The organism is Fortiea sp. LEGE XX443 (assembly GCF_015206815.1).
GTDB lineage: Bacteria > Cyanobacteriota > Cyanobacteriia > Cyanobacteriales > Nostocaceae > Nostoc_B.
The window spans coordinates 66,451-84,248 of sequence record NZ_JADEXZ010000007.1; the positions used below are offsets into that span (position 1 = coordinate 66,451).

At 42.2% G+C, this 17,798-nt stretch carries 11 protein-coding genes and 1 pseudogene; 7 read left to right on the forward strand and 5 right to left on the reverse strand.

All coding sequences use genetic code 11. The annotated features are described in order from the left end of the window. Positions 1-14: 14 nt before the first annotated feature. Positions 15-923 carry an LD-carboxypeptidase gene (locus IQ259_RS05065; protein WP_193881816.1) on the reverse strand — a complete coding sequence of 303 codons (909 nt, stop codon included), beginning with the start codon at positions 921-923 and terminating at the stop codon, positions 15-17. A gap of 403 nt (positions 924-1,326) precedes the next feature. Here IQ259_RS05065 and IQ259_RS05070 point away from each other — a divergent pair, with 403 nt between their 5' ends. Together IQ259_RS05070 and IQ259_RS05075 are read left to right on the forward strand one after the other, a co-directional pair. Further along, positions 1,327-2,709, forward strand: coding sequence for an ATP-binding protein (locus tag IQ259_RS05070; RefSeq protein ID WP_370568000.1), 1,383 nt, complete (start codon positions 1,327-1,329; stop codon positions 2,707-2,709). 215 nt (positions 2,710-2,924) lie between these two features. After that, entirely contained in the window at positions 2,925-3,380 is a 456-nt protein-coding gene (locus tag IQ259_RS05075; protein ID WP_193881822.1) for a DUF2141 domain-containing protein, read from the forward strand. Here the strand turns inward: IQ259_RS05075 and IQ259_RS05080 are convergent. Continuing rightward, entirely contained in the window at positions 3,375-4,559 is a 1,185-nt protein-coding gene (locus IQ259_RS05080) for a peptidoglycan-binding protein (protein WP_193881825.1), read from the reverse strand. The two genes, IQ259_RS05075 and IQ259_RS05080, sit on opposite strands and share 6 nt — an antisense overlap. A gap of 765 nt (positions 4,560-5,324) precedes the next feature. On the opposite strand from IQ259_RS05080, the gene IQ259_RS05085 reads away from it, so the two are divergent. Both IQ259_RS05085 and IQ259_RS05090 read left to right on the forward strand, forming a co-directional pair. Then, positions 5,325-5,663: a hypothetical protein gene (locus tag IQ259_RS05085; RefSeq protein ID WP_193881828.1), complete on the forward strand. Its 339-nt coding sequence runs from the start codon at positions 5,325-5,327 to the stop codon at positions 5,661-5,663. A gap of 250 nt (positions 5,664-5,913) precedes the next feature. Continuing rightward, positions 5,914-7,080 (forward strand): AbrB family transcriptional regulator, encoded by a 1,167-nt coding sequence (locus IQ259_RS05090; protein ID WP_193881831.1) that lies wholly within the window; start codon positions 5,914-5,916, stop codon positions 7,078-7,080. Positions 7,081-7,412: 332 nt separating this feature from the next. Here the strand turns inward: IQ259_RS05090 and IQ259_RS05095 are convergent, their stop codons facing one another. Together IQ259_RS05095 and IQ259_RS05100 are read right to left on the reverse strand one after the other, a co-directional pair. Then, the gene (locus tag IQ259_RS05095) at positions 7,413-9,062 is read right to left on the reverse strand and encodes an alpha/beta hydrolase (protein ID WP_193881834.1); all 1,650 of its coding nucleotides are present in this window, start codon (positions 9,060-9,062) and stop codon (positions 7,413-7,415) included. Between the two features lie 210 nt (positions 9,063-9,272). After that, positions 9,273-10,301, reverse strand: a complete 1,029-nt coding sequence (locus IQ259_RS05100) for a M20/M25/M40 family metallo-hydrolase (protein ID WP_193881837.1) — start codon at positions 10,299-10,301, stop codon at positions 9,273-9,275. Positions 10,302-10,485: 184 nt separating this feature from the next. On the opposite strand from IQ259_RS05100, the pseudogene IQ259_RS05105 reads away from it, so the two are divergent. Continuing rightward, positions 10,486-11,739 (forward strand): annotated as a pseudogene (locus IQ259_RS05105) (sulfite exporter TauE/SafE family protein). Next, a complete protein-coding gene (locus tag IQ259_RS05110; RefSeq protein WP_228014368.1) occupies positions 11,714-12,337 on the forward strand; it encodes a FixH family protein in 624 nt (207 codons plus the stop codon). The pseudogene IQ259_RS05105 and the gene IQ259_RS05110 overlap by 26 nt, the downstream one beginning before the upstream one ends. Positions 12,338-12,452: 115 nt before the next feature. Here IQ259_RS05110 and IQ259_RS05115 read toward each other — a convergent pair whose 3' ends face one another. After that, entirely contained in the window at positions 12,453-13,775 is a 1,323-nt protein-coding gene (locus tag IQ259_RS05115; protein WP_193881843.1) for a hemolysin family protein, read from the reverse strand. Positions 13,776-14,228: 453 nt separating this feature from the next. On the opposite strand from IQ259_RS05115, the gene mfd reads away from it, so the two are divergent. Then, the gene (gene mfd, locus IQ259_RS05120) at positions 14,229-17,771 is read left to right on the forward strand and encodes a transcription-repair coupling factor (protein ID WP_193881846.1); all 3,543 of its coding nucleotides are present in this window, start codon (positions 14,229-14,231) and stop codon (positions 17,769-17,771) included. Positions 17,772-17,798 lie beyond the last annotated feature (27 nt).

The following is a 17,798-nucleotide window of genomic DNA, read 5'->3' on the forward strand; positions in this document are numbered from 1 at the left end:
ATCTTGATGAAATATCAAAGATTTTCTTGAAATACATCTAATATTCCCCGATCGCCATCTAAGATTACTTTTAAACCCACTGGTAAAGCGGCATTTTGTTCGCCGTGACCAAAAGGTAAATCTGAGACAATGGGAATTCCTAAATCACCCAAGCGATCGCGCAACACTTCCTCTACACTAAAGCTAAGTACGTTTGCTGGGGGTTCGCAACGGGTAAAACCTCCTAAAGCTATCCCTCGCACTTGTGATAAAATGCCACTCAAACGCCACTGCGTCAGCATCCTGTCAATTCGGTAAGGTGCTTCTGTCACATCTTCAAAAGCCAAAATCACATCTGCAAGATCAGGTTGCAGCGGTGTGCCTAAAAGATGAGTAGCTACCGTAAGATTACCGGGAAGCAAAATCCCAGTCCCAACACCACCTCCCCAGCCACAACCTTTGAGAGGTTCTACAAGCCGTCCTTCTACCAAATTGAATAATCGTGTAATTGACCAATCTGGCTCATTAGCAAAAGTCGTCAGCACAGGCCCATGAACACTAGCAATTCCCTCATTGTAAAGGCTCCACAACAGGGCAGTAATATCAGAAAAACCAATCAGCCACTTGGGATCTGTAGAATTGCTGTGCCAATCCCAACTTTCTAAAATGCGGGTGCTGCCAAAACCGCCTCTGGCACAGAGGATACCACGGCAATCGGAATCACGCCAGGCTGCGGCTAATTGATGGCGGCGAATTTCGTCTTTGTTGGCTAAATAGCCCCAGTTTTGTGCAATGTTAGGGCTAATCTCGACGCGATAACCGCGCGATCGCCAAATTTCTATACTCCGCTCAAAAGCATCAAATTCTCGCAAAGCACCACTGGGGGCGATGACTCGTAATAAATCTCCAGGTTTTAGGGGTGCAGGTAAAATTGTCGATTTCATCAATAAATTTTTTTGGCAGTCAAAATTCAATAATCAGCAGAACTCCAAATATATACTGTATTTTGACTTTCCCATCATTGCTTTTGCTAAAAAAGCGATCGCACTGCAACACCAGATGAAATTTATAACTTTGCCTAAGCTAAAATTTGTGACCTAGCTTTGGGAAAACTAAATATGACAATAAGTAGGTAGGTGTTAAAAATTGTCGTTATGACAAGGCAGGAGGCAGAGGGCAGAAGGCAGAAGGGAAGAGGTTTTCAACCTACTTTACTTTCCGTTACATAGTTCGGTTTATTTGCACCTTTCTACTTACTGTTGTTTTCCTACTTTACTTTGCAGCTATTGTCCAGAGCAAAGATTTCAAACATAACCTAGAACAAACAGGATTGATATTATGCTTGCGATGCCTAGCATGACACATGCTAATGAGCTTAACCTGCGATTAGAGTCAACTCTGCAAGAAATACCTATGTGGGAGATTCAGGTTGAGTTAGATTGTCCAGGCGGTGACTTAATTACACTCTTTGGTCGAGAACCTTTACTTCCAGGAATTATCTTGAATAGGAAAGAATGTTTTGTGGGGATGATTTCACGGCAAAAGTTTTTTGAACATATGAGTCGCCCCTATAGTTTTGGATTATTTTCTCGGCGACCTATTGAAAATATATATAACTTCCTCCAGTCAGATTTATTCATCCTTTCTGGAGAATTACCTATTATAGAAGCCACTCAGAAAGCATTACAAAGGTCATTCCATCTGGTTTACGAGCCAATTATAGTAGCAACTCAATCAGGAAAGTATGGGCTAGTTGATTTCCATCAATTACTTTTAGCTTACTCCCAAATTTATGCCTTCACCTTAGCTCATCTACAGCTGGTTGAGGAACAATCACAAATTGCTAAAGCAGGATTTCAAGATTTACAACACAACTATACCCGTTTAGTACAAAATGAAAAAATGGCTGCTTTAGGGCAATTAGTTGCTGGTATTGCCCACGAAATAAACAATCCGATCAATTTTATTGCAGGTAATCTTGTTCATGCTATTGATTACACTCAAAACTTACTTGAACTAATTAGTTTATATCAACAAAAGTATCCAACTCCGGGTAAAAAGATTAAAACTAAGAGTTCGGAGATTGAGCTAGATTATGTCACCTCCGATTTTCCTAATCTGCTGGCATCGATGAAGCTTGGTTGCGATCGCATTGAGCAGATTGTTCAATCCTTGCGAAATTTTTCTCGCCTCGATGAAGCAGAGAAAAAAATGGTTGATATCCATGAAGGTATTGATAGCACTCTGCTAATTTTACGCAGTCGTCTTCAAGAAAAAATCAACGGTAAAAGAATCACTATTATCAAAGAATATGGAAATATCCCGGCAATAGAGTGCTACGCTGGGCTACTAAATCAGGTATTTATGAACATTCTGGCAAATGCTATTGATGCGTTGGAAGAGTTCATCATCAAAAGTCAAGAATTAAATACTCTGAACTCGGAATTATTAACTAACCCAGAAATTCGGATTCGTACTGAACTCATTGATAACGAACAAGTCAATATTTGCATCAGGGATAATGGAGTGGGAATTCCAGAAAACATCCAAAAGCATTTATTTGACCCATTTTTTACTACTAAACCAGTCGGCAAAGGCACAGGATTAGGATTATCTATTAGCTATCAAATTATTGTTGAAAAACATGGTGGACAATTACAATGCTTATCTACTGTAGGAAAAGGAACTGAATTTATCATTAAAATTCCAGTAGAACTGCCTATTTTTTAATACAGTATGGCGGAAATAAAGGTAAAATTCCCAATAGAGAAAAAGTTTAAGATGTCAGTATTTTGTCTTTGATCTTTTGTCTTGCGTGCAGTTAAACTTTCTACTTTCACATAATACTTGCAAATCTTGACCAAATCATGTCAGGATAACTCTGCACCTACCAATCAAGTGCAAATTGAGTATCAACAATATTTGTTTTCGCCAATAGAAATTTTATGAGCAAAAGATTGAGAGTTAGCGTAATCCTGCTTGCAGCTTTAGGAAATTTTGCCTCGCCATTGATTGCTAGGGCTAATTTCGATGGGAACCTCACTGTAGAAATTGATGGCTTTAAAAATACAGAGGGACAAGTCTGTGCCAGCATATTTGGTAGCAGTCAAGGATTTCCGGCCGATCGCGATCGTGTATTAGAGAGGCAGTGTACTAAAATTACCGACATGCCTGTAAAACTTACCTTTAATAAATTAAAAGTAGGTAACTACGCCGTAGCCGTAATGCACGATGAAAATAATGACTTCACCGTTAATCGTACTGACCTAGGTTTTCCCCTTGAAGGCTTTGGATTTTCCCAAAACCCAGAAATTCGTGATAGAGCGCCTAAATTTGATGAGGCCGCTGTTCTAGTTGTAGGTGCGAATACAGAAATCAAAATTCAGCTGCAATATTTATAAGGCTGATTGTCCTGAATCTTGATTAATATCCTCTGGTAGATTTAGTTGAACTGGTAAGCCACGCATTTTCTTCATCTGAGTTAAAGCATACTTTGCTGTTGCCTGTACTTCTGCATCTGGGTCTTCTACTGCGTGGCCCAACATCTGGCTCATTTGTGCCATCATGTCATAGACACGAGTCAAGTCACGGATGGCATTTTGCCGTACTTGTGGACTCTCATCTTGCAAAGAGATTGCCAAAGCACGGTTGATGGGCTTAAGGGCGCGGGTACTAATTTCTGACAAAGCTGCCAAAATTAAACTGCGTTGTTGTGAATCAGCATCAATCATCAAGTCTACTAGAGGTTGAATTGCCCGCGAATCACCTTGCTGTCCTAAATCCCAAATCGCCTTGCGCCGCTTTGTTGAGTCGGCGCTGTGTAAATCTTTAATTAATTCATCAACGATATTGAGTTTAGCCAAGCGAGAAGTTTTTTCTAGTGGTAATACTGTAGTCGCCAGTGATGATTTTGGTGTTTGTGTACTGGTTTCTGATGCGGGAGTTTCTTGGTTGATTGATGTGTTGTCTAATTCTGGTAACGCTGGTGTAACTGAGTTTTCATCGGCTGCACTCAAAGCCAGAAAACTAGAATTTCGAGAGTGTTGTACTTGCTTAACTTGACGAAACCATTTTAATAAGAAAATAAGTGCGCCAATACTGCCAAAAAGTCCTAGTCCCAGTAATGACCACCAAATAAAGTCTTTTTGTTTTGGCCTGACTTTAGTGGTAGGTTGAATATCTGGGCTAGGTGAAGCCACAATTGGCGAGATAGGAAACTGATTTTTCAATAACAAAGCTGCTTGTATACTTGCCTGAGTGGTTTGGTCAGCAATGCCATCTGTTCTTTTTAAATTTTTGGCTTTTTGAAATTGAGATACAGCACTTTGCGTACTTGCGCCGTACTTTCCATCTAACGCCTGATTATAAAATCCTAAATCTTTCAATTTGGATTGTAATGTCTGCACATCCAGCCCTTGACTATTGGGTTTAAGAACAGCCTGTTTGCTTGGCTGCTGGGAATTGACTTGGGCAATTTTGAGGGACGTGGGGTTAGATGTGGCTGTACTTGGGTGATTAGGGTATAAACCTGGGCAAGTAAAACAGATAAATATCAGTACAGAGGAAGGACATAGCCTCATATTGCAAGTTTCAGCCTGAACGTGCTTTTGAAGTTATCCATATCACAGTAGCACAAACAACGTAAAACCAGCACTTCCAGCTTTCGAGTTAGCTTTTATGCTCATTTGATGTTTGGGAGTGATATGTAAGTATAAATTGATGCACAATGTTGATGCTCAATAAATTCTCACTTTATATTACCCCGTTCTCTATTAATCCTATACTCTTCTGGGCGATCGCTCGATAAGTTAGCTCACTCATGCAAATCCCTGATCTGACCAAAACTAGGGTGTAGGGTGTGGGGTGTAGTGAAAAATTAGCACCGAACTAAATATAAAACCAAGTGGAATTGTGGGCGTATCCCAATACCCAACACCCTTCTTTTTGACAGACAATCAAAACTCCTGCTCTTCTTCATAAAACCAAATTTCTGCTAACAAAGACAAGCCAATAAGCCAAACGAAGCAGAAAACAAAGAACCAAAATACTCCCATCATGGTTATTTCCTCCAAAGGGAATAGGTAAGAGATTCGGTTGCAAATTATTTAGGATATCAATAGAAAATTTGATCCTGTTTGATATCTTTAATCATGAGTAAATTATCACTTGAAACTTAGCTCAGGATATAAGTTATTTATAAAAATAAATTTTAGTAGTTGAAATATTAAGTAGTGCAAAATTTCCTTAGGCAGACTCTAGCATCTCTGCGCTAGACTAGAAGTATTAGGATAGTAATCTCTGGCAGTAAATTCTATAAGTAGTCAATTTTGAACACTCCAGGGAAAATGTCTCAAGAGCATGACGAATTGTTTCAAATTCAGCAGATATCTAACCTCAAACCACGACATTTTGCTGATTTAATTAGGGCTGCACAATTAATTTTTGATCCGGCTGCGGGAATTGTAGGAAGTCATATAATAGTAGACTGGCAAGAATTTGGTATTCCTTGTGACGTAGAGGAAAATCTCAAATCACTTGGTCAGCAATATCGATATGCGAATCCTGATATTCCAGGTGTAATTATTTGGAGCCAATTAACTCCAGCTACTCGTAATTGGTTCATCAAAAATAAAGATGAATTGTGGAAGTTTGAGGAAGCTTTTCCACCGTTGGATGAAGACTAATGATTATCTGCTGTCGCTCAAATCCAAAATAACTCGAAAAGACAATAAATGGTGAAAACCTGCTAGTTTCTACCATTTATTGTCTTAATAAGAAAATATTCAGTGGTAATCAGGATTAAAGCTATGTTTAAATTTTATTAAGATTGTTTTTATGTTATTGCCTTTGTACATCGAATTAAAAAGTTGAAAGTATTTGGCGATCGCATTAATTCAAGAGTATAGCGAAATTTAATTTAAAAACCCTGTATCAATGAATCACAGCATCAGTGTTGTTCCCACTCAGGAGGAACCCTTTCATAAAAATATTCTTGTTGCTAAACCACTAATTGTCTTGGGTTTAGAAATGCTACTAGCATTACTACTGAGTTTAGCTTTGGTAAAGTTTCATATTAGCGGTATTGCTTGGATATTTGGTGGTATCGCCGCGGGTACACTCATACTCCAAGGATGTCGCATCTTATACAGATACACTCCCAAACCTAACCGAATTGCGAGAAAAGTCGGGATGGGATTTGTTGGACTGACTGTTGGTTTATCTAATAGCAATAGCGACCTTATTAGTTTAGCTTCTGGGATTCCAATATTTATTATTCTCACCTTTTTTCTATTATTGTGTGGCAGTTGCATTGGCTATATTTACTCCCGATTGAGCAAAACCAACTTATTAACGGCGATGCTGGCGACAGTTCCCGGTGGCGTGGGAGTGATGTCATCTATTGCGGCTGATTACGATAAAAATGTTACCTTGGTAGCTTTAGTTCAGGCGATTCGGGTTACTTGTGTAGTTCTGCTGATTCCTTTCATTGCTAGAACAGCGGTTGGTAGTTACTGGAATTCGCCAATACTTCCAGTGAAACAGGCGTTGCTGAGTTTGGAACCTTCGCAACTCGGACTGTTGTTGGTATCGCTGCTAATTACTGGATTGATAATTTACTTGGCTATTTTCTTTAAAATTCCAGCAGGTGATTTTTTTGGTGCGTTGTTGCTTGGTATATTTTTTAACTCTTTACTAAATTGGCTACCTTTTATAGGAGAGATTCATCTGAGTCCGCAACCATTGATTAATATAGTAGGTCAAATGCTTTTGGGAATTACCATAGGGGAATATTGGGGAGAAAAACCCGCCTTTGGGAAACGAACTGTAGGTTGCGCTTTGCTTTCTGTAGCCTTGACTTTAGTTGCGGGCGCGATCGCTGCTATGCTGGCTATGCAATTAACTTCTTGGGACTGGTTAACTTGTCTGTTGGTTACAGCACCAGGCGGTTCCGCAGAAATGATCTTGGTTTCCCTGGCGTTGGATCATAATGTGGAAATTGTCACTACAGGACATTTAGTACGACTCATTGCTATCAACAGTTCCTTACCACTTTGGTTATTCTTATTTCGCCGTCTTGATAGTCAACTGAATGAAGTGTGAAGTATGAAGTATGAAGTGTAAAGTGTGAAATTTTTACTTCTACTTTTACAAAAAAAAACCTCGGTTGTTGTTTAAACCGAGGTGATTAGGAGAAGTCCAAATGTTGATGGGAGATACCAAAATCTGTTGTTTTTAAGTAACTGCAAAAGATATCAAATTTTGACAATATCCTTTCAGTTAGCAGCAGTGTTTTTAATTTGTTTTTTCATTTATTAATTTATGTAAATGAGTGTAACGAAATTGTTACGCCAAGTCAACACAGATTGACATACAAAAACAAATAACAGTAATAAGAAAAATTTATCAAGACGCGATATATCGCGTCTCTACTATTATTTTTTTACATATTCATTCACTACGTTTAGAGCTTCAGAAGGAATTTCCGTTATCAGGCGAAAGGGAAATGCTTGTGTTGAAGCAGCTATCGCATAATTTGGAGTTAAAAACACACTATATTTTTGAGCTTCTGGTGTTTGCTGTGCAGCCATTGCTAAGACTATCACTTTGACAAATTTGCGAACATCTGCGGCTTGTTCTCCAACAATTTCACCACCACTAAAAGGTGTATTTGCTTGTCCTGCCTGATCTAGAGTAGCGCTTGGGTCTTTTACACTGAGATGAGTACCCCCAAGTATACCAACCAACCATTTAGGCGCAGGAATTTTTTGAAATCCAACAATTTGTTCAGTTAAAGCTGGAGTTGTTTTATCTGCGGAACTAGCCAATATCATAGTTGGAACTTGCACTTTAGTTAAACCAGTGTCGCCAAACATCAAAGAACTTGTAGGATTAAGAGCGATCGCCTGTTTAATTCGAGCATCTCGTAGTTGATAGCTGTTTTCTGGTAAATCTTGAGCAACGCACTGAGCAGCTTCTCCCAAACTCAACACAGCCAAATTATTCTTACAACGTTGTTTGAGTTTATCAAATTGTAACTCACCACCAGCCAGCGCTAAAGTTGTACCGCCACCAAAAGAATAACCAAGCATCATCACATTATCAGTTGCTAGTTTCCCTGCTAAAGGGTTGTTAGCAGTTTGGTTAATTTTCGTAAGTTGATCTAAAGCAAAACTAATATCTTTGGGACGATCTAAAAATTCCTGCGGCTTGAGAAGTTTATTTTTGCCTTGTAAACCTGAATCAATATTTGTCTGGTTACTACCAGGATGTTCTACAGCTACAAACACATAACCGTGAGATGCTAGGTGTTCTGCAAGGTAGTGTAAATCAGTGCGAACAGAACCTAAACCGTGAGAATAAACAATTATTGGTTTATCAGCCGTCGCAGCTGTTGACGAGTAAATATCAACGGGAATATTGCGGTTGCGTTGTGGGTCATTCCAATTTAACTTGAGGACTTGTACTTGTGCTGTACCTGGTTGACTGGGGTCAAATGGTAAAGAAACTTGTAGCGATTGTTGATTAAGTTGAGGCGCGATCGCTAACATAAATTGTTGAGTCCGCCAAAACGCTGTATTGAAATTCCTAGCAAGTTTAAAAGTTTGTGGTAGATTGATTTCTAAGCGTTGACTAGGATAAGCAGCAATAAAGCTGAGTAGCGAAAGACCTTCAGGCGCAGTCGAACCTAACACTAATCCGGCTCTAATTGCTTGTACACCAGCTTTATCCTTACGTACAACAGCTGTTGAAAAATCGTTGAGAATTGTTGTACCAATCTGGGTATTGAGTAACCTATTAATAGTGACAACATTCAACGATAGTGGCATTTTCAGCGTATTTACTAAGAAGCGGCGCTGTTGTGTAGATAATCTTCGCCCATAAAGCTCAAACCCGCCAGGAAAATCCCCAAGTTCTGCGGCTTTTTGTAACTCAGCTAAAGAAACAGATTCTGCCAACAAACCATAACGCAACACAACTGTGTCAGCTGCCGTTGCAGTAGTATTTATACTTAAATACTTTGTACAAGCGATCGCACAAAAGCAACCTGCCAATAAATTTACAGCTTTCCAACTTATTCCCATAAAAATCATCGTTAATGAACCCTGACGGGAATATAACGGATATTTTGGGATTTGACGAATTTAGAGCTTAGGCAAAATGGTTAATAGTGCAAAACTTGCTGTCGTTAGGAAACAGTTTGATGTCGTTAAGAAACAGTTTGATGTCGTTAGGAAACAGTTTGATGTCGTTAGGAAACGGTTCGATGTCGTTAGGACACACTCCATTTAATCTCAAAGAGAAGGTTGAGTTGCTAAACTATCACTTTTTTCTAACAAGGCAGTGGTAGCATTAACTACAATCTGGGCTGCACCTGCAAAAAACGATCGCTCAATAGTACTCGGCTGATCACTAGATTGATGATAATGAGGAGTACGCAGATTAGCTGTATCTGTCACTAAAACTGCACCTATTCCTTGATACCAAAACGGCGCATGATCACTACGGAGGGTGTCAGGCGTCAGTAACCCTTTTAAAGGAATCGGTACTGTGAGAACGGACGGTAAATTAGCTGAGTTTTGAAAAGCACCCAGCAAAGGTAAATGTTCCGTATCACCTACAACTGCTAAAAAATCACCTTTCTCACTGGGTGGTGTCACAGGTAAACCCTGTGGATATTGTTGACAGCCAGCCGTGTAGCAAGCATAACCAACCATGTCCATGACAATTACACCGCGCAAATTTTCCAAGCGTTTCTTTTTGGAGACAAAAGCTTGACTACCTAAAAGTCCTGCTTCTTCTTTGTCAAAAAAAGCTAATTGCAAAGTTCGTGGTGTGGGTTGTGAACCAAGGAGTCGGGCAATTTCCAGTGCCACAGCTACCCCACTAGCATTATCATCAGCACCAGGAGAGCGCGCGACAGTATCGTAATGTGCGCCGACAAGAATTGCACCTGCTTTTTTGTCAGTACCTAAACGTTCGGCAAAGATATTCACACCGTCAGCAAATTTTTCTAGTCGTGGTTTCCAGCCAAATTTTCTTAATTCAGTTGTGATATATGTACGAGTACGCGATCGCTCTGCTGTTGTATAACGTTGAAAATTCAACTTTTGAATGTGGGCAAGTAAATTCTCAGCAGAAACTTGCGGTGTAATTTTCGGTACTGGAGACTCTGGCTTTGGTGCAGTGTTTTCTGTTGTGACTCTTTCCACAATTGCTGGTGAAGGACGCTGTGGAAAAAAAATGTTAAACGCATCGCTCTTACTACCTATGATGGCCACTACCAGCAGCGCCAACAGCCCTAGCCAAATCCGTTTTTTCATAGATTGAACCTTGCCTTTCAGACCTAGAGTAACGCAAACCCAAAGTTTGACGGCTTGTCTTTTGACAGAGGCTCAAATTTAACCTATTGTTCCATATTGGGAAGGTTCTGTGCCATTTGTTATTATTTTTTACTCCCATCATTTCCCTTTTTATGCGTAATCCTGCCTTCTGCTTCCTAGGAATATGTTGGATTTATTACTAATTGCGATCGTTGGATTCCTGGGCAGTTTTGGGCATTGCTTTGGGATGTGTGGCCCTTTAACAGTGGCGTTTTCACTGTCTGGTAAAGGTGAAGGACAAAAATCCCCTTGGCAACAGCAATTAAAATTTCACTTTTTGCTGAATCTAGGACGAATGTTAAGCTATGCCCTGGTTGGTGCTGGTATTGGGGCTTTGGGTTCAATATTATTTCAAGGTGGACAACTAGCGGGGATTGGCAGTGATTTTCGCCGCTTTATGGCAATTATTACTGGAGTAATGCTGATTTGGTTTGGGCTAGGACAAATTAAACCAAACTGGTTGCCACACATTCCTGTATTACACCCTTTACTAAAAAGCAGTTTACACGATCGCCTGAGTGCGGGAATGGTTAAACTTTCCTCTCAAACAAAATGGTGGACACCAATATTTTTGGGCATGACTTGGGGTTTAATGCCTTGTGGTTTTTTGTATGCTGCTCAGATTAAAGCCGCAGAAACTAGTAATCTCTGGATGGGTGCAGCAACAATGCTGGCTTTTGGTTCGGGAACTTTACCCACAATGCTGGGGGTTGGTGTTTCTACTTCTTTAATTAGTAAAAATCGGCGCAGTCAATTATTTCGCTTAGGCGGTTGGGTAACACTGGCTATTGGCGCGATTACCTTATTGCGGACTGGTGACACAATGGTAGATTACACCGGACACGCCGCTTTATGCTTGTTGATGTTAGCGCTGATTGCTCGCCCTATTAGCAACCTGTGGGCTGCACCCATGCGTTACCGTCGGGCTTTAGGGGTGGGAGCTTTTGTACTATCTGTGGTTCACACCACCCACATGATTGAACATTCCCTACAATGGAATTTTGCCGCTTTTTGGTTTTTTCCGGCAGAATTTCGCTGGGGTATGACTGCGGGTGCTGTAGCATTGATATTGATGACCCCCGCTGCTTTAACTAGTTGGGAATCGTTGCAGAAATCTTGGGGTAAGCGTTGGCGACAAATTCACTTATTAACTGTGCCAGCTTTACTCTTCAGTGCCTTTCATGCGGTGTTGATTGGTTCCCATTACCTGGGTTCTTTAGAATCAACTTGGGGGAATAAGTTAGCAACATTACTGCTGGGAATTGCCACCCTCGGCGTATTACTGTTGCGTTGGACAAAACCCTTGTCATAGGTATCGCATTTTTGGTCAAAGTTAACCAGAGAAAAGTTTTATGTTCCCCCAACTACCTCGCTTTGAAACGCAGCAAAATTACCAAAATCAAAAAAGCCTAACGCGCTTATTATTACTATTTTGTTTAGCGATCGCCATTACTACTATTCACCCTGTCTTAGCCCACAAAGTGCAAGTATCCGCAGATGTCGGCGCGACTCTACATCTTGAACCTAATGATAATCCTCGTTCTGGCGAACCTACACAAACTTGGTTTGCCCTTACCCGCAAAGGTGGACAAGTAATACCTCTGGCTCAATGTAATTGTCAGTTAACAGTTTATGCCGAACCCCATACTCCTGGAGAGCCAGCACTACTGGAACCATCTTTACAACCAGTAACCGCCGAACGTTTCCAAGGTATTCCCGGAGCCGAAATTACCTTCCCTAAGCCAGGAATTTATCAATTACAGCTAAATGGTAAACCAGCAAAAGGGTCAAGTTTCAAACCCTTCAAGCTGGCGTTTGAAGTCACTGTAGCCGCTGGAAGTGTAAACACACAAAATATCAATAGTGAAGTTGCCGAGGAAAACACTAGAACTTTACCACTGTGGGCGATCGCTATTCCAGGTCTAGCATTGATAGCGATCGTCTTTGCCGTCTTTCAAAAGACAAGAAGAAGTTAGTTACATAATAATTGATCCAAATGGGCTGCAAGGGCGCGCCTCGATGCGCTCGGCGACCACTGAGCGCAGTCGAGGTGGATCAGAAGTCTCAATTTTTAAATTAGTGCCATTTCCTCTATTCCTTAGTCTCATCCTCTTGATTGATCATTGGCACAACCAGCACCTTATCCACTCGATTACCGTCCATGTCCATCACTTCCACCCGCATCCCTTGCCATTCAAAATGATCTGCTGCTGTGGGGATGCGCCCTAGATGGGTGATGACAAAGCCCCCCAATGTTTGATAGCTACCGCGTTCTTCCGATTCCCACTCTTCTATCTCAAAAAGTTCAAAGAACTCGTCTACGGATAACATCCCATCCAACAGCCAAGAACCATCTTCTCTTTGTACAGCTTGGGGTTCATCCTCTCCAGGTTCAGCGGGAACATCGCCGACAATTTCGCTCATAATGTCGTTTAGGGTGACCAGTCCTTGAATTACGCCGTATTCATCCACTACCAGCGCCATATGAGTAATGGTTTGCTTGAATAACTCCAACACTTTCAAGCCACGGGTGCTTTCTGGTACAAACACAGGCTGTCGCAATCCTACTGTTAAGTCGAGGGATTCATTACGAAAACTTCGGGCGAGTAAGTCAGTGACAGGGATAATACCCAGCACATTATCAAGTCCTCCCTGACAAACTGGATATCGAGAATAGCCATTTTCACTCATTTTCTGGCGGTTTTCTTCGGCAGTATCTTCTAAATCTAGCCAGACAATATCAGGGCGGGGTGTCATAAAAGAACTAACAGGCCGATCGCCTAAACGAAAAACTCGCTCTACCATATCCTGTTCCGCTTCCTCAAAAGTTCCGGCTTCTGTTCCTTGCTCAATCAGGATTTTAATTTCTTCTTGGGTGACTTGCGGCTCTTGTGAGGCTGTAATTCCCAAAATCCGTAACACCATATCTGTGGAAGCACTTAACAAATGTACAGCCGGGGAAGCCAAAGCCGCTAAAGCCCGCATGGGAATAGCGACAAAGGCTGCAATTTTTTCTGGGTTGCTTAATGCCAGACGCTTCGGCACTAATTCCCCGATAATTAAAGATAGGTAAGTGATTATCAAAACTACTATCCCGAAGGATACTGCTTCGCTGTAAGTCGCTAAAACAGGTATAAGTTTTACATATACTGCCAGCCGATTAGCGATCGTGGCTCCGCCAAAAGCACCAGTCAAAATACCGATTAAGGAAATTCCGACTTGAACGGTAGACAGGAAATTATTGGGAGACTCTGCTAATTTCAATGCTGCCTTAGCCTTGGGATCTCCTTGATTGGCAAGCTGCTGTAGCCTAACCTTACGCGCCGAGACAATTGCCATCTCAGACATCGAAAAGATCCCGTTGGCAATAATTAGTACCAAAATGATTAAAATTTCAGAAGTGATGGAGGACATGTTTGGATTTGCCGCTATAGGGAGCGAACTCTGCTTAACCCCTAGTATCTAGTATTAAATTAAAGTGCTGTCATAAATTCTTTGACTATACACAAAGTCGTAGTTTAGCTTTGAAAGTTATATATTTATATTTCAATCATCATTCTTCCACAGAAGTAATAACAGAGGTATTAACACTTTTAAAATGGTGAACATAAACCACCCATAAATTTTCTGATCACCGAAGAGGCAGAGGGGAAGGGGGCAGGGAGCAGGGGGAGCAAGCCCTTCCTCTCTGCGCGGAGTGTTCGCGTAGCGTGCCGTTAGGCAAGCGGAGCATGGGTAAGAAGCCCCGCCCTTCCAGGGCGCTCGGCTGGGGCGGGGTACAAGCTTTGTCCCAGTCTCTCCCCCCTGCTCCCCGCTCCCTGCTCCCCTGCTTCTTTTGACCAACGACTTCCACCTCTAGTAGAACTTATGGCATTTTCTTCCATTGTGCGTGCCTTGGCGCGATCGCCACTCACCACAGAACTGCTTTCCAAGCTCAATCGGCAACAAAATTTACGATTAAATGGGATTTCTCGCCTACCCAAGGGCTTGGTAGCGTCGGCACTAGCACAAAATTCAGGCAGGAATTTATTTGTTGTCTGTGCCACGCTGGAGGAAGCTGGACGCGCCTATGCACAGTTAGAAGCGATGGGATGGCAAACAGTACATTTTTACCCCACTTCTGAGGCATCCCCTTACGAACCCTTTGATCCCGAAACAGAAATGACTTGGGGACAAATGCAAGTGTTAGCAGATTTGGTGAAGAGTCAAGATTTAATGACGAATGGCAACGAACAACAGGCGAAAATCGCAGTTGTTGCCACTACAGGAGCATTACAACCCCATTTACCACCACCAGCAGCTTTCACACCTTTGAGCTTCACCCTGAAGAAGGGAATGGAATTTGACCTTAATACCTTCAGTACCAAAATTACGACTTTGGGTTACGAACGAGTACCTCTAGTAGAAACAGAAGGACAGTGGAGCCGACGCGGTGATATTGTCGATATTTTCCCCGTTTCTTCAGAATTACCAGTGCGTTTGGAGTGGTTTGGCGACGAAATCGAAAAACTCCGAGAATTTGATCCGACAACTCAACGTTCTGCCCTTGACAAAATTGAACAAGTCGTGCTTACTCCGACTAGCTTTACTCCGATCATCCTGGATGCACTCAAGGGTAATGTTGAGTTCCAAACTTTTCTTAAAGAAGAACCAAACTCAGACTCAGCACTCAGCACTCACACTTCGACTTCGCTCAGTGACCAGGACTCAGCACTCCTAGAAGGAAGTCGGCGATTTTTGGGGTTAGCTTTTGAAAAACCAGCATCGATTCTGGATTACTTACCCGAAAATACTTTAATTGCTATTGATGAACCAGAACAGTGTCATGCACATAGCGATCGCTGGGTGGAAAATGCAGAGGAACAATGGTCGCTAGGAACTGGAGAATTAGATTTGGGTTCCCTACAATTGCCCAAAATCCATCGTTCTTTTGAAGACTGTCTGGGGGAAGTTACCCAATTTCCGACTATATATTTATCAGAACTAGCAGAGGAAAATAACGGGATTAATTTAGCTAGTCGCGCTGTACCAGTTACACCGCATCAATTTGGTAAACTTGCCGAAACATTACGCCAAGAACGCGATCGCAATTTCTCAATCTGGCTAATTTCTGCCCAACCTTCCCGTTCTGTATCTCTTCTCCAAGAACACGATTGTCCGGCGCAGTTTATCCCCAATCCCCGCGATTACCAAGCCATTGAAAAGCAGCAAATCAACCATGTTCCCGTCGCCCTCAAATATTCTGGGTTGGCGGAACTAGAAGGTTTTATCTTACCGACATATCGCTTGGTAGTTGTCACCGACCGCGAATTTTATGGTCAGCACTCCCTAGCTACACCAGGGTATATCCGCAAACGTCGCAAAGCTGCTTCTAAGCAAGTTGACCCCAATAAACTGCGTCCAGGGGATTATGTAGTTCACAGAAGCCACGGAATTGGGAAATTTGTCAAGTTAGAAAGTTTGACATTTAACGACGAAACCCGTGATTACATAGTTGTGCAGTATGCTGACGGTCTTTTGAGAGTGGCGGCTGATCAAGTAGGTTCCTTGTCTCGCTTCCGCAGCAGTGGCGATAAAGCCCCAGAACTGCACAAAATGACTGGGAAAGCTTGGGATAATACTAAGAACCGTGTCCGCAAAGCCATCAAGAAATTAGCGGTAGATTTGCTGAAACTATACGCCGCGCGATCGCAACAACAAGGTTTTGCCTATCCTCAAGATATGCCTTGGCAAGAGGAAATGGAAGATTCCTTTCCCTACCAACCTACCACCGACCAACTTAAAGCCGTCCAAGATGTGAAACGAGACATGGAAAGCGATCGCCCAATGGATCGTTTAGTTTGTGGTGACGTTGGTTTCGGTAAAACTGAAGTTGCAATCCGCGCCATATTCAAAGCCGTGACTTCTGGTAAACAAGTCGCACTCCTCGCACCTACCACAATCTTGACTCAGCAACACTACCACACCCTCAAAGAACGTTTTGCTCCTTATCCTGTTAATGTCGGCTTACTCAACCGCTTCCGCAGTGCAGAAGAACGCCGCAATATTCAAAAACGCCTGGCCACGGGTGAGTTAGATATAGTTGTGGGAACACACCAACTCTTAGGGAAAGGCGTGTCATTCCGCGACTTAGGTTTGTTAGTGGTAGATGAAGAACAACGGTTTGGGGTGAACCAAAAAGAAAAAATTAAATCTTTAAAAACTCAGGTGGACGTACTGACTCTTTCCGCCACACCCATTCCCCGCACTTTGTATATGTCCTTGTCAGGAATTCGGGAAATGAGTTTGATTACCACACCACCCCCAACCCGAAGACCAATTCAAACCCATCTTTCACCCTTGAACCCGGAAAGTGTCCGCAGTGCAATTCGCCAAGAACTCGATCGCGGCGGACAGGTTTTTTATGTTGTCCCGCGAGTTGAAGGGATTGAAGAGACTACAGCACAATTGCGGGAAATGATACCGGGAGGCAGATTTGCGATCGCTCACGGGCAGATGGACGAAAGCGAGTTAGAATCAACCATGCTCACTTTCAGCAATGGCGACGCAGATATTTTGGTGTGTACGACAATTATTGAATCTGGGTTAGATATTCCCCGCGTTAACACCATCTTAATTGAAGACGCTCACCGCTTTGGTTTAGCGCAACTATATCAATTGCGTGGTCGTGTCGGACGTGCAGGTATTCAAGCCCATGCTTGGTTATTTTATCCCAAGCAGCGAACATTATCTGATGCGGCGCGGCAACGGTTACGGGCAATTCAAGAATTTACTCAACTCGGTTCAGGATATCAACTAGCCATGCGCGACATGGAAATCCGCGGAGTGGGTAACTTGCTGGGTGCAGAACAATCTGGTCAAATGGAGGCGATCGGTTTTGATTTGTACATGGAAATGTTAGAGGAAGCAATTCGAGAAATTCGCGGTCAAGAAATTCCCCAAGTTGACGATACGCAAATCGACCTCAACCTCACCGCATTTATCCCCACCGATTACATCCCTGATATTGACCAAAAGATGAGTGCGTACCGTGCAGTAGCAGCGGCGAAATCCAAAGAAGAAATAACACAGATTGCAGCTGAATGGAGCGATCGCTATGGTACTTTACCCGTACCAGCTAATCAACTGTTGCGGGTCATGGAACTCAAACAGTTAGCGAAAAAATTAGGATTTAGCCGCATCAAACCAGAAAACAAACAACACGTAATTTTAGAAACACCAATGGAAGAACCTGCATGGAATTTACTTGCAGCCAACTTACCAGAACATCTCAAAACCCGCTTTGTTTACTCTCCTGGTAAAGTCACAGTCCGCGGTTTAGCTGTGATGAAAGCCGACCAACAATTGCAAAGTTTAATTGATGCGATGGGAAGAATGCAGGGAGCGATCGCCGAAGCGGCTGTTGTTTAAATAGTAAATTAGGATTAATCATCAATT

Bases quoted from the DNA above. Each gene is read 5' to 3' on its own strand.
- IQ259_RS05065 (WP_193881816.1), bottom strand. From the start codon at position 923: ATGAAATCGACAATTTTACCTGCACCCCTAAAACCTGGAGATTTATTA.
- IQ259_RS05070 (WP_370568000.1), top strand. From the start codon at position 1,327: ATGCCTAGCATGACACATGCTAATGAGCTTAACCTGCGATTAGAGTCA.
- IQ259_RS05075 (WP_193881822.1), top strand. From the start codon at position 2,925: ATGAGCAAAAGATTGAGAGTTAGCGTAATCCTGCTTGCAGCTTTAGGA.
- IQ259_RS05080 (WP_193881825.1), bottom strand. From the start codon at position 4,559: ATGAGGCTATGTCCTTCCTCTGTACTGATATTTATCTGTTTTACTTGC.
- IQ259_RS05085 (WP_193881828.1), top strand. From the start codon at position 5,325: ATGTCTCAAGAGCATGACGAATTGTTTCAAATTCAGCAGATATCTAAC.
- IQ259_RS05090 (WP_193881831.1), top strand. From the start codon at position 5,914: ATGAATCACAGCATCAGTGTTGTTCCCACTCAGGAGGAACCCTTTCAT.
- IQ259_RS05095 (WP_193881834.1), bottom strand. From the start codon at position 9,062: ATGGGAATAAGTTGGAAAGCTGTAAATTTATTGGCAGGTTGCTTTTGT.
- IQ259_RS05100 (WP_193881837.1), bottom strand. From the start codon at position 10,301: ATGAAAAAACGGATTTGGCTAGGGCTGTTGGCGCTGCTGGTAGTGGCC.
- IQ259_RS05110 (WP_228014368.1), top strand. From the start codon at position 11,714: ATGTTCCCCCAACTACCTCGCTTTGAAACGCAGCAAAATTACCAAAAT.
- IQ259_RS05115 (WP_193881843.1), bottom strand. From the start codon at position 13,775: ATGTCCTCCATCACTTCTGAAATTTTAATCATTTTGGTACTAATTATT.
- mfd (WP_193881846.1), top strand. From the start codon at position 14,229: ATGGCATTTTCTTCCATTGTGCGTGCCTTGGCGCGATCGCCACTCACC.